The 19,812-nt window shown below is 43.3% G+C and carries 19 protein-coding genes and 1 pseudogene; all 20 read left to right on the forward strand.

The features are described 5' to 3' along the window. Positions 1-352: glycerol-3-phosphate acyltransferase (locus tag R1Y93_RS02305; RefSeq protein ID WP_500821481.1), on the forward strand; the 352-nt coding region annotated here is incomplete at its 5' end. Positions 353-374: 22 nt separating this feature from the next. Further along, positions 375-1,517, forward strand: coding sequence for an MGDG synthase family glycosyltransferase (locus R1Y93_RS02310; protein WP_500821482.1), 1,143 nt, complete (start codon positions 375-377; stop codon positions 1,515-1,517). Further along, positions 1,501-2,337 carry a purine-nucleoside phosphorylase gene (locus R1Y93_RS02315; protein WP_500821483.1) on the forward strand — a complete coding sequence of 279 codons (837 nt, stop codon included), beginning with the start codon at positions 1,501-1,503 and terminating at the stop codon, positions 2,335-2,337. The genes R1Y93_RS02310 and R1Y93_RS02315 overlap by 17 nt, the downstream gene beginning before the upstream one ends. Before the next feature lie 74 nt (positions 2,338-2,411). Beyond that, a complete protein-coding gene (gene mtnA / locus R1Y93_RS02320) occupies positions 2,412-3,497 on the forward strand; it encodes an S-methyl-5-thioribose-1-phosphate isomerase (protein WP_500821484.1) in 1,086 nt (361 codons plus the stop codon). Next, positions 3,497-4,774, forward strand: coding sequence for an amidohydrolase (locus R1Y93_RS02325; RefSeq protein WP_500821485.1), 1,278 nt, complete (start codon positions 3,497-3,499; stop codon positions 4,772-4,774). The genes mtnA and R1Y93_RS02325 overlap by 1 nt, the downstream gene beginning before the upstream one ends. Next, positions 4,771-5,466: a tRNA (N6-threonylcarbamoyladenosine(37)-N6)-methyltransferase TrmO gene (gene tsaA / locus R1Y93_RS02330; RefSeq protein WP_500821486.1), complete on the forward strand. Its 696-nt coding sequence runs from the start codon at positions 4,771-4,773 to the stop codon at positions 5,464-5,466. Before R1Y93_RS02325 ends, tsaA begins: the two co-directional genes overlap by 4 nt. 136 nt (positions 5,467-5,602) lie before the next feature. Continuing rightward, positions 5,603-6,921, forward strand: a pseudogene (locus tag R1Y93_RS02335) (aspartate kinase). Between the two features lie 190 nt (positions 6,922-7,111). Next, positions 7,112-7,423: a hypothetical protein gene (locus R1Y93_RS02340; RefSeq protein ID WP_500821487.1), complete on the forward strand. Its 312-nt coding sequence runs from the start codon at positions 7,112-7,114 to the stop codon at positions 7,421-7,423. A 213-nt stretch (positions 7,424-7,636) separates the two neighbouring features. Continuing rightward, positions 7,637-8,479, forward strand: coding sequence for a tyrosine-type recombinase/integrase (locus tag R1Y93_RS02345; protein WP_500821488.1), 843 nt, complete (start codon positions 7,637-7,639; stop codon positions 8,477-8,479). 322 nt (positions 8,480-8,801) lie between these two features. Beyond that, positions 8,802-8,981, forward strand: coding sequence for a hypothetical protein (locus R1Y93_RS02350; protein WP_500821489.1), 180 nt, complete (start codon positions 8,802-8,804; stop codon positions 8,979-8,981). A 28-nt stretch (positions 8,982-9,009) separates the two neighbouring features. Beyond that, positions 9,010-10,041, forward strand: coding sequence for an SPFH domain-containing protein (locus R1Y93_RS02355; protein WP_500821504.1), 1,032 nt, complete (start codon positions 9,010-9,012; stop codon positions 10,039-10,041). 14 nt (positions 10,042-10,055) lie between these two features. Then, positions 10,056-10,754, forward strand: a complete 699-nt coding sequence (locus R1Y93_RS02360; protein WP_500821490.1) for a hypothetical protein — start codon at positions 10,056-10,058, stop codon at positions 10,752-10,754. Positions 10,755-10,764: 10 nt separating this feature from the next. Then, complete coding sequence (locus tag R1Y93_RS02365; RefSeq protein ID WP_500821491.1) at positions 10,765-11,217, forward strand: hypothetical protein; 453 nt, start codon at positions 10,765-10,767, stop codon at positions 11,215-11,217. A 3-nt stretch (positions 11,218-11,220) separates the two neighbouring features. Further along, positions 11,221-13,686: a DUF6273 domain-containing protein gene (locus tag R1Y93_RS02370; RefSeq protein ID WP_500821492.1), complete on the forward strand. Its 2,466-nt coding sequence runs from the start codon at positions 11,221-11,223 to the stop codon at positions 13,684-13,686. A 159-nt stretch (positions 13,687-13,845) separates the two neighbouring features. Continuing rightward, positions 13,846-14,367: a four helix bundle protein gene (locus R1Y93_RS02375; protein WP_500821493.1), complete on the forward strand. Its 522-nt coding sequence runs from the start codon at positions 13,846-13,848 to the stop codon at positions 14,365-14,367. After that, entirely contained in the window at positions 14,364-15,023 is a 660-nt protein-coding gene (locus R1Y93_RS02380) for a reverse transcriptase domain-containing protein (RefSeq protein ID WP_500821494.1), read from the forward strand. Before R1Y93_RS02375 ends, R1Y93_RS02380 begins: the two co-directional genes overlap by 4 nt. A gap of 202 nt (positions 15,024-15,225) precedes the next feature. After that, positions 15,226-16,536 carry a putative DNA modification/repair radical SAM protein gene (locus tag R1Y93_RS02385; RefSeq protein ID WP_500821495.1) on the forward strand — a complete coding sequence of 437 codons (1,311 nt, stop codon included), beginning with the start codon at positions 15,226-15,228 and terminating at the stop codon, positions 16,534-16,536. Beyond that, complete coding sequence (locus R1Y93_RS02390; protein WP_500821496.1) at positions 16,533-16,997, forward strand: hypothetical protein; 465 nt, start codon at positions 16,533-16,535, stop codon at positions 16,995-16,997. Before R1Y93_RS02385 ends, R1Y93_RS02390 begins: the two co-directional genes overlap by 4 nt. A gap of 23 nt (positions 16,998-17,020) precedes the next feature. After that, a complete protein-coding gene (locus tag R1Y93_RS02395; RefSeq protein WP_500821497.1) occupies positions 17,021-17,302 on the forward strand; it encodes a DUF4130 domain-containing protein in 282 nt (93 codons plus the stop codon). 83 nt (positions 17,303-17,385) lie between these two features. After that, on the forward strand, positions 17,386-19,752 hold the full coding sequence (locus R1Y93_RS02400; RefSeq protein WP_500821498.1) for an ATP-dependent DNA helicase: 2,367 nt from the start codon (positions 17,386-17,388) through the stop codon (positions 19,750-19,752). The last annotated feature ends 60 nt before the right edge of the window (positions 19,753-19,812 follow it).

Raw genomic sequence — 19,812 nt, forward strand, 5'->3', positions numbered from 1 at the left:
GTTTGCAGGGGTGATGGCGGCTCCAGTGGCAGGACATGCGTTTTCAATTTTCCACCGTGGCAAGGGTGGAAAGGCTATAGCTGTAAGCTTTGGTGTGTTGGCTGGGCTGTTTCCAGTGTATCGTCCATTTATCAGCCTTGTGATCTTTTACCTTCTTTTTTCTCTGGTACTGCCTGTCAGATCTCATAGGAAAAGAAGCCTGATTACTTTTGCATGTGTAGGCTTGTCCTGCTTTTTTACCGCAGAACCGCCTGCTGTGCTGACAGGTGTGCTGCTCCTGTCTGGTATTGTGGTGTATAAGCACTGCATCTGTACAGAAGAGGAATCCAGGGAAGAGAAAGCTGCAGTATGAATAAAAAGAAGGGGATCGCAGGATGAAAGCACTGATTTTATCATGTAATACAGGTGGAGGCCATAATTCGGCAGGACGGGCTGTTGCAGAGGAATTTGTTTCCAGAGGGGACGAGGCATATGTGCTGGATTACCTTACCCTTGCAGGGCAGGGAGTATCCAGGATCGTAGGAAACGGATATGTTCAGATCGTAAAGAAAACTCCAAAGCTTTTCGGAGTGGCGTACCATCTGGGAATGCTGGTCAGCAGACTGATGAAAAAGTCCCCAGTTTATTACCTGAACGGCAGGATGGCCAGATATCTGGATGAATATCTTCAGGAAAATCCTGTAGATGTGATCATAATGCCGCATCTGTATCCGGCAGAAACCATCACATACATGAAGCGTAAAGGAATGAAGCTGCCCCTTACCGTTGCGATTATGACAGATTATACCTGCATTCCATTCTGGGAAGAAACAGATTGTGATTATTATACGGTTCCACATAAAAGGCTGATCCCATCCTGTATCCGCAGAGGACTTCCAAAGGAAAAGCTGATCCCTGTGGGGATTCCGGTGGCAGCTGCCTGCAGAAGGGATATCTCACAAAAAGATGCCAGAAATAAACTGGGCTTATTAAGTGATGGCAGATATATTCTTGTGGCAGGAGGAAGTATGGGAGCCGGAGATCTGGCAAGGATCGTAAAGCTTCTTTTGGAAGAAACAAAAGAAGCACAGATTTTTGTGGTCTGTGGAAGCAATCGTAAGATTGAGGCTGGTATGAAAAAAGAGTTTCAAAAGGAAGAAAGAGTCCATGTTATCGGGTATACCAGTCAGATGGCGCTTTACATGAAGGCCTGTGATGTATTGTTTACAAAGCCAGGAGGTCTTACGTCTACAGAGGCTGCAGCCGTCCGGGTGCCTATGGTGCATACGGACCCTATCCCAGGCTGTGAAAGTGCAAACAGGAAGTTTTTTGTAAAGCTTGGCATGAGTGTTTCTGCGAAAACAGTGAAAGGGCAGGTTAAGCAGGGGCTCTGCCTTTTGAATGACCAGAATATGGCAGCAAATATGATGGAAAAACAGAAAGAAAACGTAGATCCTGACACTGCCTCAGGAATATGCGATTTTATTTACAAGAAGATCCAGCAGAAAAAGGAGGAAACAAATGAATCCAGTATATGAAAAATTATTAAGATGCTATGAAAGTGTAAAGGAAAAAGTAGATTTTAAACCAAAAGCAGCCCTTATACTGGGCTCTGGACTTGGTGAGTATATTCAGGAAATGAAAGTGGTGCAGACATTGGATTACAGCCAAATCCAGGGATTTCCCGTATCAACAGTGCCTGGTCATAAGGGACGTTTTGTTTTTGGATATGTGGGGGATGTGCCTGTAGTGGCAATGCAGGGAAGGGTTCACTATTATGAAGGCTATTCTATTTCCGATGTGGTTCTGCCTACAAGGCTGATGAAGCTGATGGGTGCGGAAGTACTGTTCCTTACGAATGCGGCAGGTGGCGTAAACTTTGATTTTAAAGCAGGGGATTTGATGATGATCACAGATCAGATAGGATCTTTTGTGCCATCTCCTTTGATCGGGCCGAATATTGATGAACTGGGGCTTCGCTTCTGCGATATGAGTCATGTGTATGATCTTGATCTGCAGCAGGTGATCCGAAATGCTGCCGGTAAGCTGGGAATCAATCTTAAAGAGGGCGTTTATATCCAGCTGACAGGTCCTGCATTTGAAACACCGGCAGAAGTACGTATGTGCCGTACCCTGGGAGCAGATGCGGTTGGTATGAGTACTGCCTGTGAGGCCATCGCAGCGAACCATATGGGCATGAAGATCTGCGGGATCTCCTGTATTTCCAATCTGGGCTGTGGCATGACAGAGAATCCGCTTACCCATGAAGAAGTACAAGAAACAGCAGACAGGGTTGCACCGCTGTTTCGCAGCCTTGTTACAGAAGAAAGCATTAAGGCTATGGGGGAAATCCTGTAAGTTATGATTATATGATTATATGATAAATGCCGTGAGGCAGTGTAAAGCCGTTAATTAAAGGAGGAATGGTATTAATGGAACAGACAAGCCAGAAAGTGGATATGGATCATGTACGACTGTCAGAAGACGGCAGGTATGTAGTGATCCTGGATCAGTCAAAGCTTCCCAATCTTGCTGAGTATCTTACATTGGAGACAGCGGAAGATATTTATGAAGCAATCTTTCATCTGCGGGTGAGAGGCGCTCCGGCGATTGGAATCTGCGCAGGATATGGGATGTACTGTCTGGCTCAGACGATTGATACAGACAGCTTTGACGCTTTTTATCAAAAACTGAGAGAGTATGGAGAGTATCTGAACAGCTCCCGTCCTACGGCTGTGAATCTTAGCTGGGCGATCAACAGGATGGAACAGACTGCATACAAGCATAAAGAACTTCCTGTTAAGGAGATCGTAAAGCTTCTTGGAGAAGAATGCAGAAAGATTCATCAGGAAGATATTGCCATGTGTAAGAAGATCTCCCAGTATGGGCTAAGTCTTATTAAAGATGGTGATGGGATCCTTACCCACTGTAATGCAGGGCCGCTTGCAACATCCAGGTACGGAACTGCCCTTGGTCCATTGATCCTTGGGAAAGAACAGGGCATGAACTTCCATGTATTTGCAGATGAGACCCGTCCGCTGCTTCAGGGAGCCAGACTGACCAGCTATGAACTGGATAAAGCTGGGATCGATGTTACACTGATCTGTGATAACATGGCAAGTATGGTGATGAAAAATGGCTGGGTACAGGCCTGCTTTGTAGGCTGCGACCGTGTAGCTGCCAATGGAGATACTGCCAATAAGATCGGTACCAGCGGTGTGGCAATCCTGGCAAAGTATTATAACATTCCATTTTATGTGCTTGGACCTACTTCAACGATTGATATGAACTGTCCTACAGGAGAACAGATCAAGATCGAGGAAAGAAATCCGGATGAGATCAAAAAGATGTTTTATAAGCAGCCTATGGCTCCGGAATCTGTAAAATGTTTCAATCCTGCTTTTGATGTAACAGATCATACACTGATCGCCGGGATCGTTACAGAAAAAGGAATCTGCAGAGCACCTTACGAAGAAAGCCTGGCTGCACTTTTTGGAGAGGAAAAGGAGGCTGATTGATGAATACCCGTTTTTATAATGCCAGGATCCTGGATAAGGATTTTCAGATCATCCAGGGAGAACTTCATGTGGTAGGCAACAGGATTGCTTATATAGGCCCTGAAAAAACGCAGGATGCTTATGGGGAAAATGCCTGGGACAGAGAGATTGATGTAAAAGAGAACCTGCTGATCCCTGGGTTTAAGGATGCACATACCCATTCAGCCATGACCTTTCTTAGGTCTTTTGCAGACGACCTGCCTTTGTTGGATTGGCTGAATAAGCAGATTTTTCCCATGGAAGCTAAGTTAGTGCCTGAGGATGTGTATCATCTGTCAAAGCTGGCGATCCTGGAATACCTTACCAGTGGGATCACTTCTAACTTTGATATGTATTTTTATCCGGAGCAGATCGCAAAGGCAAGTGTAGACTGCGGATTCCGTACAGTTCTGGTATCTCCTATGAATGACTTTTCATCCAGTCCAAGGGAGATGGAAGAGGATTACATAAAGTACAATGCGTATGATCCGCTGATTCGTTATTGTCTGGGCTTTCATGCAGAATATACCACCAGCCAGGAAAGGCTGAAAGAGGTGGCTAGGATTGCACAGAAATATCAGGCACCTGTGTTCACCCATAATTCTGAGACAGAAGCAGAGGTACATCAGTGTATCGAAAGAAATGGTGTTACACCAACCCAGTATCTTGACAAACTGGGTGTGTGGGAGTATGGCGGCGGTGGTTATCACTGCGTATATATGAACCAGGAAGATTTGGACATATTTAAGAGAAGAAAGCTGTATGTAGTGACAAATCCTGGCTCCAATACCAAGCTTGCCAGTGGGATCGCACCTGTACAGAAAATGCTGGATCTGGGCATTCCTGTGGCTGTTGGTACAGACGGACCGGCCAGCAACAACTGCCTGGATATGTTCAGGGAAATGTTCCTTGTCACCGGACTTGCGAAGCTGCGTGAAAAAGACGCTTCCGCTGTAGGGGCAGATCAGGTCCTTAAAATGGCTGTATCAGAGGGAGCCAGATGCTGCGGTCTGGACGATTGTGACTGCCTTGCAGAAGGAAAACTGGCAGATCTTGTTATGATCGATCTTCACAGGCCGAATATGCAGCCTGAGAATAACCTGGTAAAGAATCTTGTATACAGTGGAAGTAAGGAAAATGTAAAGCTTACTATGGTTAATGGAAGTATTCTTTATGAAGATGGGTTATTCAGCATAGGAGAGGATCCGGAAGAAATTTATGCAAAAGCAAATGAAATCATCCGGAAATACAGAGCATGAAGGTAATTGCACACATCCAGAATGATTTCCCATCAAAGTTCGGGATTCCTCATCAAAGTGGAAGGATCAGGGAACTGAAGGCGAAGATTGTATTTGAACCGGAATACAGAAAGCCGGAGGCATTTCGCGGATTGGAAGAATACACATATATCTGGCTGATCTGGGAGTTCTCACAGGCTGTGCGGGATGACTGGTCTCCTACGGTCCGGCCTCCAAGGCTTGGTGGAAATATACGAAAAGGAGTTTTTGCCACAAGATCCCCTTATCGGCCCAATCCGGTAGGCCTTTCTGCTGTAAAACTGGAAAAGGTGGAATATACAAAGGACCTTGGGCCTGTACTGTATGTTTCAGGAGCAGATCTGATGAATGATACTCCCATTTATGACATAAAGCCCTATCTTCCGGAGGCAGACAGCCATCCGGAGGGCAGGGCCGGCTTTACAGAAAGAATACAGGATCATAAGCTGGAAGTGGATTTTCCAGAGGGGCTGTTAAGCAGAGTTCCAGACGAATTGCGAAAAGCGTTGGTGGCTGTGCTGGCAGATGATCCACGACCAGGCTACCAGAAAGACCCTGACAGGGAATATGGCATGGCATTCGGCAGACAGGATATCCACTTTAAAGTCATGGGAAATATTCTGACAGTGTTGGATGTAACAGAGAGTATAAACAAGAAGCCGGGGGAAAAGTAAAAACAGCTGCGTTTGTGTGACTTTAAATCTTAGAAGCCGTGATTCTAAATCTTAAAGAAGTACTTGCAAATTTTGTTTACTTTTTTTTACAATAGCGTCAGTGCATTATAAAAAGCTGCGAGGAGTAATTACTATTATGAAAAAAGTTGTAAAATTTGGAGGAAGTTCTCTTGCCAATGCGGAACAGTTCCAGAAGGTAGGGGAGATCATCAGAAGCGAGGAAAGCCGCAGATATGTTGTACCTTCTGCACCGGGAAAGCGTTTTGACGGAGATACAAAGGTAACAGATATGCTGTATTCCTGTTACGAAGCTGCTGAAGCAGGCCAAGAATTTGCCGGAAAGCTTCAGGCGATCAAGGAACGTTTCCAGGAGATCATCGGGGACTTTCCCTTGAACTTTCCCTGGATGGTGAGTTTGAGCAGATTGCGGCTGATTTTTCAGCGCATGCAGGGAAAGAGTATGCTGCATCAAGAGGAGAATTTCTCAATGGTAAAGTAATGGCAGCCTATCTTGGTTATGAGTTTGTGGATGCTGCAGAAGTGATCCGTTTTGATAAGAACGGGGTTCTTGAGGCAGAAAAGACCAATAAGCTTCTTGGAAAAAGACTGGCAAAATGTGAAAAAGCAGTTATTCCAGGGTTCTATGGGGCTGAGGATGGCGGGAAGGTACGGACCTTTTCAAGAGGTGGCTCAGATGTGACAGGATCTCTTGTTGCAAAGGCGATCATGGCGGATATGTATGAGAACTGGACAGATGTATCCGGATTTCTGGTAACAGACCCAAGGATCGTGGATAATCCGGCAGTGATCGAGACGATTACCTATCGTGAACTTCGTGAGTTATCTTATATGGGAGCAACGGTTCTTCATGAGGATGCTATCTTTCCTGTAAGAAAAGAAGGGATTCCCATTAATATCCGTAATACCAACCACCCGGAGGACAAGGGCACATTTATTGTAGAAAGTACCTGCAGAAAGCCTAAGTATACTATTACCGGTATTGCAGGAAAGAAAGGCTTCTGTTCTATCAACATTGAAAAATCCATGATGAACAGTGAGATCGGATTCGGACGTAAAGTGCTTCAGGTATTTGAAGACCAGGGCATCAGCTTTGAGCATATTCCGTCAGGCATTGATACGCTCACCGTTTATGTGCATCAGGATGAATTTGAGGAAAAGGAACAGCAGGTGATCGCAGGGATCCATCGGGCGGTATCTCCGGATTTTGTGGAAATGGAGTCAGATCTGGCATTGATCGCTGTAGTAGGAAGAGGAATGAAGTCCACCAGAGGAACTGCCGGAAGGATTTTTTCAGCATTGGCACATGCTAATGTAAATGTTAAGATGATCGATCAGGGTTCCAGTGAGCTGAATATTATTATTGGTGTGGAAAATAGAGATTTTGAGACTGCAATAAAAGCAATTTATGATATTTTTGTTCTTACTCAGATGTAAAAGAAGAGGGCTGCCGTAAGAGTTGTACTCTAAAGGACAGTTGCTATGTAGGATGCGGTGTAGCCTGTGAGGGCTACACCGTTTTCCTTGTTTCAAGCGGTTTTCAGCGGCTTTTCACGCATTTTTTCCATTGCGGTAATCAGTTCTTTTTCAGTAGGGACATTGATGATTCCAACTGCCGTAACTGCAAGTGCCGATATTTGCGCTGAATACCAAAGCGGCGTGGGCACTGCGCTTTGATGACATTCTTGCCGACGCGCTGGAGCTTGGCGCACTCAGAACGGAGGAATATGTTGTGCCGCAGCCAAAATATGACGCTTTGAAAAGCCTTGACTTGAACACCGTTCCTTTAGAAGTAGTCCGCGATACGGTTGCCTATTATGAAGCAAATAAAAGTAATGATAGTGAGTGGGTGGTGCTGCCCGTTGCAAGCTTTGATTGCTATTACGAAAACACAAATTTCAGCAAAAAATGTTTGCCAAAATCCCCGACGCTGTACTGACAAGAGAAGTGTGCAGCGGCGTCTGCCGAATAAAAGTCAATATCTGAAATGCAAAAAGCCCCGATGAGTACAGAAAATCTGAAACTCATCGGGGCTGTCTTTATATTCCGCACATTCGATTATTGCCGCTGTTTTTTCTACAATAAACAGAGACGATTTTTGTTTTCATACTTTTCGGGTAAAATATTAAAAAATACTCGGAGGTAAATTGAGATGAAAGGACGAATTATTACGGCAAAAACGACTGCCAAATTTAAAGAATATCTGATTTTAGAGGAAAGGAGCGAACTAACGATTGAAAAATATATCCGTGATGTAAAGGCATTTGCGGTAAATACAAAAAGCTCTACGGTCACAAAAGAAACCGTAATTGCATACAAAAAACACTTACAAGAGAACTACGCAGTGCGGAGCGTCAATTCCATGCTGGCAAGCATCAATAGCTTGTTCGCGTTTTTAGGTTGGCACGATTTAAGGGTAAAATCACTAAAACTGCAACAACAGGTTTTCTGTCCCGAAGAAAAGGAATTGACAAAAGCGGAATACGCACGGCTTTGCAGAACAGCTGAACGCAAGCACAATGAGCGGCTTAATCTTATTTTGCAAACGATTTGCGGCACGGGTATTAGAGTCAGCGAGTTGCAATTTATTACCGTTGAGGCGGTAAAACAGGGCGAAGCGGTTGTAAACTGCAAAGCAAAAACACGCTCGGTATTTATCGTAAAAGAGTTAAAACAAAAATTGCTCCGCTACGCAGCAGAGCAAAATATTAAAAGCGGTATGATTTTTGTAACAAGGACGGGCAATCCGATAAGCCGCACAAACATCTGGCGTGAAATGAAAGCCTTATGCGAGGAGGCGAATGTAAACCCGAAAAAGGTGTTTCCGCATAACCTGCGCCACCTGTTCGCCCGTGTGTTCTACGGAATTGAAAAGGACATTGCCAAACTCGCAGACATACTCGGTCACAGCAGTATCAACACCACACGAATTTATATTATCACTACCGGCAACGAACACCGTCAGCGTATGGAAAATATGCGGTTGATAATATAAAAATAGCCACCGAAAACGGCAACTATGACATAATCGGCATTATGTTGTATTAAGGTTACGCCAAACCTACTTTAATTAGTATAGTATAGCATACTATAAATATTTTCACAACAATTTTAGCGTGAAAAGTATGATTTGTTCGAAAATTGTCGTTTTTTTTACAGCACAAATAAGCCTTTTCAGTAAACTTTGAGAAAAGGCTTGCTTTGCTATACTCATTTTTAAGAAAAATATTTTTTGTTTCGCCGAAATGTGCTCTTTGCTTATGTAAATTTACAACATAATGCCGATTATGTTGCTTGAAATATGAGGAGGTAATTTTATGGCACAGATTGCTGAAATTATTAAATATGAAGGTGACAACAGCACCTTTATATGGAAACATCCTTCCGAGGACTTCAACAGTCTGACTCAACTTATCGTTCACGAGAGTCAGGAAGCAATCTTTTTTATGAACGGTCAGGCTTTGGAATCTGTTTGGCCCCGGCCGCTATACTCTTGAAACACAAAACATTCCCAAGCTCGGAAAGCTGTTAAACCGTACTACCGGCGGTGAAACTCCGTTCCATTGCGAAGTTTATTTTATTAATAAAACTGAGCAAATGAGTATTAAATGGGGCACCGATAGCAAAGTGCAATACATTGAGCCTACGTACGGTTTTCCCATTTCCATCGGTGCATCCGGTGAAATGAGCCTTAGAGCAGAAGATAGCCGAAAATTGCTTTTAAAGCTTGTAGGAACCGAGAATTTCCTTGGTCAGCAGAAACTAATTTCCTTCTTCCGTGCTTTTTTAATGACACGAGTAAAGACTTATATTGCGCAAGCAATGAAGTCCAACGCTATCAACATCTTTGAATTGGACGAGAATCTAACAGTATTCTCCGATTCGATTCATAAGCAGTTAATTCCCGATTTTGCTGATTATGGTGTTTCACTTGAACGTTTCTTCGTTACGAACGTTGTGAAGCCCGATGGTGATAGACAGTACGAAAAATTCAAAGAACTCCACTTCCGTCAATATGCCGATATTGCAGAAGCAAAACTCCGCCAACAGACAGACATTCTCTATGCCCAAACCGAAGCACAGAAGGTTATTATTGATTCTCAGGCGCAGGCAACAAAACGTGCGCAAGAAGGATATACATATCAACAAGAACGCGGATTTGACGTCGCAACCGAGGTTGCACGAAATGAAGCGGTTGGACAGTTCACCAATTTAGGTGTAGGACTGGGTACAATGGCGGGCGTTGGCGGCGCAGTTGCCGGCACGGTCGGTGGCGCAATGAACGATGCTTTGAACCAGACTAACGTTTCAAATAATCAATGCGTCAAGTGCGGTGCTCCGCTTCCGCAGAATGCAAAATTCTGCTTAGAGTGCGGTGAAAAAGTAGCACCTGCAATACAAGATAACGCCGTTATTTGCCCTTCGTGTGGTAAGTCAGTAACAAAGGGCAAGTTCTGCCCTGAGTGCGGTTATAAATTCATTACCGCTTGCCCGAAGTGTGGCAAAGAAATTGTGCCTGGTGCAAAATTCTGCTTTGAATGCGGCGAGAAACTTTAATGGAGATGTCGAAAATGAAAAAGATATTTAAAGTTTATTCTATTATTTGGGTTATCCTTTTAGCCTTATTCAATGTAATTTCTTTTGTATCTGTCGGATGGGCAGGAATACCAAAATACACGCCTTCTTTTTGGATCGGGTATACATTTATAACAGCATCATTTATAGGCCAAATTGTATGTACTTATTTTGCCTTCAAAGATGATGATATTAAAAAGACGTTTTACAATGTTTCTCTTATATCTGCCAGCTACACCGGACTGATTCTCTCCTTTGTATTTGGCGGATTATGTATGATTATTTCGCCCCTTCCTTATTGGGTGGGAATTATTCTTTGCGCAATCGTTCTTGCGATTAATATCATTGCTGTAATAAAAGCGAGTGCTACCGTTGATATCGTCAGCAAAATTGACGATAAAGTTAAAACCAAGGCATTTTTTATCAAATCATTAACTGTTGATGCAGAAAGCCTTATTGCCCATGCAAAAAGCGAAACAATCAAAGCAACATGTAAAAAGGTTTATGAAGCGGTTCGTTATTCCGATCCAATGAGTAATGATGCGCTTGCATCTATTGAAAGCGATATTACTATAAAATTCTCGAAGTTTTCTGAAGCAGTTATTTCTGAAGATTCAGAAACAGTTGTAACGCTTGCCGATGAAATAATCATTTTGCTTGGTGATAGAAATAAGAAATGTAAATTGCTAAAGTGAGGTATAGTTTATGACAATTAAAGAAGCAAGTGTTAAATTCAACTTGGATGAAAAGGAAATTCGTGCAAGGAAAAAGGATAATATGATCATTGGTGTGCGTAATGATGGTAAAAACGTAGTTATTCCTGATGATACAATACTTATTCCTTCAAAAAAAGACATTCAATCTTTTTTATTACAAATAATCAAGTACAAAAACAATAAATCAATTGCTATTTCCAGAGCAATGTGTCCACAAAAAGAGCAATTACAGGCAATAATGATTTACTTATACAATAGAGGTTTTATTGGTAATTTTACATTTTCAGAAGACATTGAAATTTTGTTTGATAATATTCAGATAACTGACAGTGGATTTGATTTTGTTTTTGGCTATGGCTCCTTTGCTAAGTTGTCAAGCATTGTACCTTTCCCAATTCAATTGAATCCAAGTATTAATATTTCAGCAATAAAGGTGGGGTAAATTATGGCACTTTTTAAATGTAAAATGTGCGGTGGCGCACTTGAAATTAACAATAATGAAACAGTAGCCACCTGCGAATACTGCGGCACAAAACAAACCCTGCCGCGTCTGGATGACGAAAAGCGTGCTAATTTATACGACAGAGCAAATCATTTCCGCCGAAATAATGAGTATGACAAGGCAATGGGTATTTATGAGCAAATTTTGAGCGAAGATAATACCGATTCAGAGGCGTACTGGTCGCTTGTGCTTTGCCGTTACGGTATTGAATATGTTGAAGACCCGTCAACGCATAAGCGCGTTCCTACGATAAATCGTGCGCAGTTTACTTCCATTTTTGCCGACGAGGATTATAGATCCGCATTGCAATACGCCGACGGTTACCAGAAAACCATCTACGAGGACGAAGCCAAAGCGATCGACGAAATCCAAAAAGGTATCCTTGCGATTTCGCAAAAAGAAGAGCCGTTTGAAGTCTTTATCTGCTACAAGGAAACGGATAATACCGGCCGCCGCACACCCGACTCTGTTTTGGCAAACGATTTGTACCATCAATTAACTCAAGAAGGTTTCAAGGTCTTCTTTGCGCGTATTACGCTGGAGGATAAGCTCGGTGCGGTGTATGAGCCTTACATATTTGCCGCGCTCAATTCTTCCAAAGTCATGGTTGTGCTTGGTACAAAACCGGAGTATTTCAACGCAGTTTGGGTAAAAAACGAGTGGAGCAGATATTTAACGCTTGTAAAGCAATCGGGCGGAAAGAAAATGCTCATTCCCGCGTACAAGGATATGGACCCGTACGACCTGCCGGAAGAATTTTCTCACCTGCAGGCGCAGGATATGTCGAAGCTCGGCTTCATGCAGGATCTGATCCGCGGCATTAAGAAAATTGCAAAAGCGGATGAGCCGAAAGCGACGGTCAAGGAAACTGTTGTCGTCGGCAGCAGCAACGTGAATACTGCACCTCTTTTGAAGCGAGCATTTATGTTCCTCGAGGACGGTGATTGGAACTCTGCCAACGAATACTGCGAAAAGGTGTTGGATATCGACCCCGAAGAATGCGTCTGCTTACTTAGGCAAACTTTTGTCAGAATTAAGGGTAAGGAGCAGGAAGATCTAAAAGATCAAGAAGAACCCTTTGATCATAGCAACAATTATCAAAAAGCTGTCCGCTTTGCTGATGATAAGCTGAAAACGACGCTTGCAGGCTACATAGACCACATTATTGAGCGTAATGAAAACGCCCGTCTTGACGGTATCTACAACGGCGCCGTTAACGCTATGAACGCGGCGAAAACCAAAACGGCATTCAAGGAGGCGGCGGAAACGTTCAAAGAGGCTGCGGAAATGTTCAAAACGATATCCGGTTTCAAAGATGCCGACGCGCTTGCAGAGCAGTGCCTTGATAAAGCTGAGGTTTGCCGCAAAGACACTATTTATGCGGACGGTAGGTTTCAAATGACCATCAACACCGTCTGCAATTATGAGGCGGCTATTAACACCTTCCGTACGATCTCCGGTTTCAAAGATGCCGACGAATTGATCATTGCCTGCCAAAAAAAGATCGAAGAAAAGATCGAAGAAATAAAGGCAAAAGAAGAAGCAGAGCGATTGGAAGCTGCTCATAAAGCCGAAAAAGCTGCAAAGAAGCGGAAAAAGGCATTTGCCATAGGCACACCTATCGTTTGTGCTGTTATCGCCTTTATCATCGTTTTGAATACGGTTATCATTCCTAATGGCAAATACAATTCTGCCGTCTCATTAATGCAGAAAGGGGAATATGAGGAGGCAATCGCGGCGTTTGAAGCAATGGATGGCTATAAAGATAGCGAAGACCAGATTGAAAATTGTAAAACAGAAAAATTGAAAGTTGCAGAAGTTGGAGACATCGTATTTTTCGGTGCATATGAGCAGGATAACAATACATCAAACGGAAAAGAAGACATCGAATGGCTTGTTCTTGAAGTAAAAGACGGAAAAGCATTGGTAATCAGTAAATATGTTCTTGATTGCAAGCCATACAATACAAGCTTTACAGGCGTTACTTGGGAGACCTGCACACTTCGTAAGTGGTTAAACAATGACTTCATCAATGAAGCATTTTCTGCCGATGAAAAGGCTGTGATTCCTACCGTTACGGTGAACGCAGATAAGAACCCCGATTATAGCACAAATCCCGGCAATGCAACGCAGGATCAGGTGTTCTTGCTTAGCATCACGGAGGCGAATCAATATTTCAGCGCTGATAGCGCAAGACAGTATGAGCCTACGGATTATGCAGTTGCGAATGGCGCATATGTCAATAGCAACAATGGTAACTGCTGCTGGTGGTGGCTGCGGTCGCCCGGCTACGATCAGGATACTGCCGCCGCTGTCGACAATGTCGGCGATATCGACGAGGGCGGCCGCAGTGTCCTCTACGGTGGCTATGCCGTCCGCCCCGCTTTGTGGATTGATCTGAACTCTTAAATTTTCAAATCTCAAATCATCCACTCAGCGCCATAGGGGTTCCCCGAAAAACGATAGTTTGTTGGGGGTTCCCGTAGGCGCAAATCTGCGTGTGAAGCACGCTAATCTAAAAACCGCCGTAAGGCGGACGCACGAAATTTCAATTTTGAGGTATAGCGTATGGAGCGCAAGCAAAGTGAATTAACGGTAATTACAAAAGCAAAAGACTTGTGCTCCTACGTAATGACCGTTACGCAAAAATCTCCCAAGCAATTTCGCTTCACTTTTGTCAGTCGATTGCAAAATTTATCGTTATCGGCAATTGAAAATCTGTTCCGTGCAAATGATGTATTTGTTACTAAAACAGATATACATTCGCAAAAGGAACGACTTTCTTATCAGAGAAGCGCAATGACAGATTTGAAGGTTTTGGGATATATTGCTATGTTATCTATGGAGCAAGGCTGTATTCTTCCAAAGCAATATGAGCAGATTTCAAGACAAATTACAGATTGCCAAAATTTGCTTGGTGCCTGGATGAATAGTGACAGAAGACGATTATCGTCCGACGGGACGTCTTCTCGACTTTTCGGGAAAACATATGTTGGCGGCAGAGATAACGCAATTTGCTTTATGCTCTTACGGCGGGAGAATAGCAGTGCACGGCGACTCTTCCGCCCTGCCGATGAGATTAGGTTATGACTGATTACGAAAAAATATATGATTTTCAAAATTTATATAAAGCACACAAAGTAGCACGGCGAAGCAAGCGCAACACCCAAGAAGTTATTGAATTTGAAATGAATCTTGGGGAGAATTTAACGAATCTTTCAGATGCGTTAAAGAGTAGAACCTATAAAATGCAGGATTATTATAGCTTTGCCATTTATGATTCGAAGTTTCGTCTGATTCACGCTTTGCATTATCGAGATAGGGTGGTTCAGCATTGCTTGTGCGATGAAGTGCTTGCACCGATTCTTGATAAAAAACTGATTTATGATAACTCTGCTTGTCGCATCGGAAAAGGAACTCACTTTGCGATAGGCAGAGTTTCGAAATTTCTGCACGATTTCTATAAAAAGAACGGTGCAAACGGATATTTCCTGAAATGCGATATAAGAAAGTTTTTCGATAACATCGATCACGAAGTGCTAAGACGCAAATTAGCAACGGTAATTGAAGATAAGCAGGTTTTAAGCCTTTTATATCAGATTATCGATAGCTTTGAAGTAACATCGGGTAAAGGTCTTCCACTTGGAAATCAAACAAGCCAATGGTTTGCTATATTTTATTTGGACGGGTTTGACCGCCTAATAAAAGAAAAGCTGGTCTGCTCAATCCCTTATCCTATTACTTAGTTAAAGTTGGAATATAAATTGTAGAGCCGTATACGAGACCCGTACGTACGGTTCAATGGGAGGGGCGAAAATATTTATTTTCCCTCTACCCTATTTATGTTCGTCCCGTTTTATAGCCTTGACTACAAAGAACATTCGTTCTATTATAATAACACGAACAAATGTTTGCAACTATCAATGGAGGAAAGGTACGGGACAGATTATGGTAATTCAGGAATCAATGGGACTGATGGAGAAGCTGAGGATACTGGCAGACGGAGCCAAGTATGATGTTGCCTGCACTTCCAGCGGTGTTGACAGGAGTGGCAGCTTTGAAGGGATGGGCAACAGCATTGCGGCCGGGATCTGCCACAGCTTTTCAGCTGATGGGAGATGTATCAGCCTTTTAAAGATCTTATATACCAATGAATGTGTATATGATTGTAAATACTGTGTGAACAGAGCTTCTAATGACGTGGTCAGGACCAGCTTTACTCCGGAAGAAGTATGCAGCCTAACTATGGAGTTTTACAGACGTAATTATATTGAGGGATTATTTTTAAGCTCCGGAGTCAAGGGAAGTCCTGATCATACCATGGAAGAGCTTTGCAGGACTGTACAGCTTTTAAGAACAAAGTACCATTTTCATGGCTATATTCACCTGAAGGCTATTCCGGGGGCATCGCCGGATCTGATCCGGCAGGCAGGATATCTGGCAGACAGGATGAGTGTGAATCTGGAACTGCCTACAGCAGATGGCCTGAGACGGTTAGCTCCCCACAAAAGCAGGCAGACTATTTTAAGGCCTATGCGGCAGATACAGATCCAACGGGATGCCAGTAAGGAAGAACTCATCCTATTTAAGCATGCACCGCAGTTTGTGCCTGCCGGCCAGAGTACTCAGATGATCATAGGGGCATCTGGGGAGAATGATTACCAGATCCTGTCTGTGGCAGAGTCTCTTTATCAGAAATACTCATTAAAAAGAGTATTTTATTCAGCTTTTGTTGCAGTGAATAAAGACAAAGCCCTTCCGGCAGTGTCTACCAAGCCCCCTCTTTTAAGGGAACACAGGCTATATCAGGCAGACTGGCTGCTGCGGTTTTACGGATTTAAAGCTTCTGAACTTTTATCTGAATCCAGACCTGATTTTGATCTTCAGCTGGATCCAAAGTGCAACTGGGCAATACGCCATCTGGAATATTTTCCGGTGGAGATCAATACAGCCGGGTATTATCAGCTCCTTCGGGTTCCAGGGATCGGTGACAGATCTGCCAGGAGGATTGTAGGCGCAAGAAAGACGCATTCTCTGGATTTTACCGATTTACAGAAGATTGGAGTAGTTCTGAAGCGTGCATTATATTTTATTACCTGCAATGGCAGGATGATGTACAGGACTAAGCTGGAAGAAGATTATATTATCCGGAATATAACAGATGCCAGGAGGCCAGAGCAGCTTCTTTACAGTACCTGCCGGCAGCTTTCCTTTTTTGACCGAGAAGAGGACGGGATTGAAAGGAGGTATGCTTTGTGAATCAGGAGAAAACAGTATTTATCTGTGCAGATAGTGCAGAGGGGATTTTTACGGCTGTATATGACGGATGGCTGGAAGTCAAAAAGGTGCAGATACAGATCCGTACCTGTGAGCCGGAGAATATGGAGCTTTTTACCAGATTACATCATGTACAGTCAGACAGCGAGAAAGCCAGGCGGGTAACGAGAACCATTCTGATGAATCTGGGATCTGACGTTTACCAGGATTTGTGGTATGCAGCAGCCTCTTCGGATCCGGATCGTGGAACAGCCGTTTTTTATACTCTTTATAAGTCTTTTTCCCATGGAAAGTGGGATTCCTGGGATCATGGAAGATGTAGCAGATGCTTATGTGGGACAGGTATCACGATTAAGGACCAGAGTCTGGAGAGAACTGCATCATTATTATGGATTTTTAAGGTTCAGGGAAATCGGGCGGTCGGATACTTTTTTCTGAAATAGAGCCTGCCAATGATATCCTGGAAATGCTGGGTACACATTTTCAAGACCGTTTTCAAGGCGAGAACTGGATGATTTATGATAAGAAAAGAAAAAAGGCAATGATACATCCTGTGCAGTCTGTCTGCACTGTGATTCAGAACGTACAGCCTAAGGTGACAGACCAGACACCGGGAAATCCGGAGATTTATGAAGATTTGTGGAGGGTATTCTGCAGTGCCATTACTATTCCGGAAAGGAAGAATACAGCACTTCAGCAGCAACTTCTGCCTTTGAAGTACAGAAGGAACATGGTGGAATTTACATAATGTATGTGTTACAATATCCATCAGCAAAGCGGATATAAATATCCGGCTTGACTATGTGAGAGGGCAAGAGATACTGTATCAGAATGAAAATGGCTAAACCTGTATTTCGTATTTCAGTAAGGAACCTGGTAGAATTTATTTTAAGAAGTGGTGACATTGATAACCGGCACAGTGGATTGGATAAGGAAGCCATGCAGAAAGGAAGCCGTATCCATCGCAAGATACAGAAAAGAATGGGTGCCGGTTATCAGGCTGAGGTCAGCCTGAAATGGAAAACAGAATATGAAGATCTGATCATCCTTGTAGAAGGGCGGGCTGACGGTATTTTTACAAAGGATGATATTACAGTTATTGACGAGATAAAAGGAATCGCATCAGATCCGGAGCAGCTGGAAGCACCGGTTTTGGTTCATAAGGCCCAGGCAATGTGCTATGCCAGGATGTATGGGGAGATGGAATCTCTGGATCAGATTGATATCCAGATGACTTATGTGAACCTTGACACAGAACAGATACGCAGATTCAGTGAGTCATTTATGTTGGAGGAACTAAAAGAATGGTATCAGAAGCTTCTGGACCGTTACCACCAATGGGTTTCTTATCAGCTTCAATGGAAAGAACTGCGGAATCGTTCCATGCAGGATCTTGAATTTCCATTTCCATACAGGGATGGGCAGAGGCAGATGGTCAGCAGCGTCTACCATGCCATATCTGCTGAAAAGCAGATCTTTATCCAGGCACCTACAGGTGTGGGGAAGACCATATCCACCATTTTTCCGGCAGTGAGGGCTGTAGGGGAAGGGCGTGGTGAGCAGATATTTTATCTTACTGCCAAGACGATTGCAAGGACTGTAGCAGAAGAGACTTTTACACTTCTGAAGGAAAAAGGTCTGAAGTTTAAGGTGATCACTTTGACTGCCAAGGAAAAAATCTGTTTTCAGGAAGAAACAGAGTGTAATCCAAAGGCCTGTCCATATGCTAAAGGTCACTTTGACCGGATCAATGAATGTGTTTATGAGTTATGGACCTCCGGACACAGCTATGACAGGGATGCGCTCCAGGATCAGGCAAGAAAATGGCAGGTGTGTCCTTTTGAGATGAGCCTGGATCTGGCTTTATGGGCAGATGGCGTGATCTGTGATTACAATTATGTATTTGATCCCAATGCCCGATTGAAACGGTTTTTCGGGGAAGGAGTTTCAGGTGAGTATGTATTTCTTATAGATGAAGCACATAATCTGGTGGAGAGAGGGAGAGAAATGTACAGCGCTTCTGTCTGCAAGGAAGAAGTGCTGGAAGTACGAAAGAAAGTAAGGGAAAAGGCTCCGGCTTTGGCAAGAAGCCTTGACAAGGTAAACCGTCAGTTGTTATCCATGAAAAAAGAATGTGAGGGCTATCAAATACTTGAGAATGCAGGAATGATACCACTTGCTATGCTGGGAGTTTTCGGAGAACTGGAGAAGTTTATGGAAGAATCGGAAAATCAGGAACTGTCAGATCAGATTCTGGATTTCTATTTTTCGGTAAGGGATTTTCTTAACATTTCCGAATTAGTAGATGATAACTATGTGGTTTATACAGAGAACAGTGAGGACGGAAAGTTCCGCCTTCATTTGTACTGTGTAAATCCTGCTGGGAATCTGAATGCTTCCCTTGAAAAAGGAATAAGCACAGTTTTCTTTTCCGCAACGCTTCTTCCTATGATTTATTACAGAAAGCTTTTAAGTGTACGTTCGGATGATTATGGAATCTATGTCAGGTCGCCTTTTTTAAAAGAACAAAGGTGCATCCTTACAGGTGTGGATGTGAGCAGTCGGTATACCAGGAGAAATTACAGTGAATACAGACGGATTGCAGAGTACATAGCCAGAACAGTATGGAAGAAAAAAGGAAATTATATGATCTTTTTTCCATCATACCGGCTTTTGCAAGACGTATATAATGTTTACGAAGAAGAATTTTCTGTGGATTGGGTTAGAACAGTATGCCAGAATCCTGGCATGAGTGAAGGGGAGAGAGAAGCCTTTCTTCAGAATTTTGATATACATGACCATACTTTCGTTGCTTTTTGCATTATGGGAGGCATTTTTTCTGAGGGAATCGATCTGATTGGAGATAAATTGATCGGTGCAGTGATCGTTGGTACAGGACTGCCTCAGGTTAGTATCAGAAGGGAGATCCTGAGAGAATATTATACAGATAAAGGGGAGAACGGGTTTGATTATGCGTATCGCTTTCCTGGTATGAATAAGGTGCTTCAGGCAGCAGGCAGAGTGATCAGGACCAGGGAGGATACAGGGGTGATACTGCTCTTGGATGAACGTTTCGCAGACAGAAAATATGGTGAATTGTTCCCAAGGGAATGGGATGACAGACAAAGCTGCAGCCTGGCTACACTGGAGGGCAAGCTGGAGGAATTTTGGAAAGCACTTGACAGACCGGAAAATTAGGGTATACTTTTGTTATGTTTTTAGCATGGGAAAGTTTATGAGTTTATAGGTTTTTCGGTG

Source organism: Blautia sp. HA3515 (assembly GCF_059933065.1).

Bases quoted from the DNA above. Each gene is read 5' to 3' on its own strand.
- R1Y93_RS02315 (WP_500821483.1), top strand. From the start codon at position 1,501: ATGAATCCAGTATATGAAAAATTATTAAGATGCTATGAAAGTGTAAAG.
- R1Y93_RS02360 (WP_500821490.1), top strand. From the start codon at position 10,056: ATGAAAAAGATATTTAAAGTTTATTCTATTATTTGGGTTATCCTTTTA.
- tsaA (WP_500821486.1), top strand. From the start codon at position 4,771: ATGAAGGTAATTGCACACATCCAGAATGATTTCCCATCAAAGTTCGGG.
- mtnA (WP_500821484.1), top strand. From the start codon at position 2,412: ATGGAACAGACAAGCCAGAAAGTGGATATGGATCATGTACGACTGTCA.
- R1Y93_RS02370 (WP_500821492.1), top strand. From the start codon at position 11,221: ATGGCACTTTTTAAATGTAAAATGTGCGGTGGCGCACTTGAAATTAAC.
- R1Y93_RS02380 (WP_500821494.1), top strand. From the start codon at position 14,364: ATGACTGATTACGAAAAAATATATGATTTTCAAAATTTATATAAAGCA.
- R1Y93_RS02345 (WP_500821488.1), top strand. From the start codon at position 7,637: ATGAAAGGACGAATTATTACGGCAAAAACGACTGCCAAATTTAAAGAA.
- R1Y93_RS02385 (WP_500821495.1), top strand. From the start codon at position 15,226: ATGGTAATTCAGGAATCAATGGGACTGATGGAGAAGCTGAGGATACTG.
- R1Y93_RS02310 (WP_500821482.1), top strand. From the start codon at position 375: ATGAAAGCACTGATTTTATCATGTAATACAGGTGGAGGCCATAATTCG.
- R1Y93_RS02375 (WP_500821493.1), top strand. From the start codon at position 13,846: ATGGAGCGCAAGCAAAGTGAATTAACGGTAATTACAAAAGCAAAAGAC.
- R1Y93_RS02395 (WP_500821497.1), top strand. From the start codon at position 17,021: ATGCTGGGTACACATTTTCAAGACCGTTTTCAAGGCGAGAACTGGATG.
- R1Y93_RS02325 (WP_500821485.1), top strand. From the start codon at position 3,497: ATGAATACCCGTTTTTATAATGCCAGGATCCTGGATAAGGATTTTCAG.
- R1Y93_RS02350 (WP_500821489.1), top strand. From the start codon at position 8,802: ATGGCACAGATTGCTGAAATTATTAAATATGAAGGTGACAACAGCACC.
- R1Y93_RS02365 (WP_500821491.1), top strand. From the start codon at position 10,765: ATGACAATTAAAGAAGCAAGTGTTAAATTCAACTTGGATGAAAAGGAA.
- R1Y93_RS02400 (WP_500821498.1), top strand. From the start codon at position 17,386: ATGAAAATGGCTAAACCTGTATTTCGTATTTCAGTAAGGAACCTGGTA.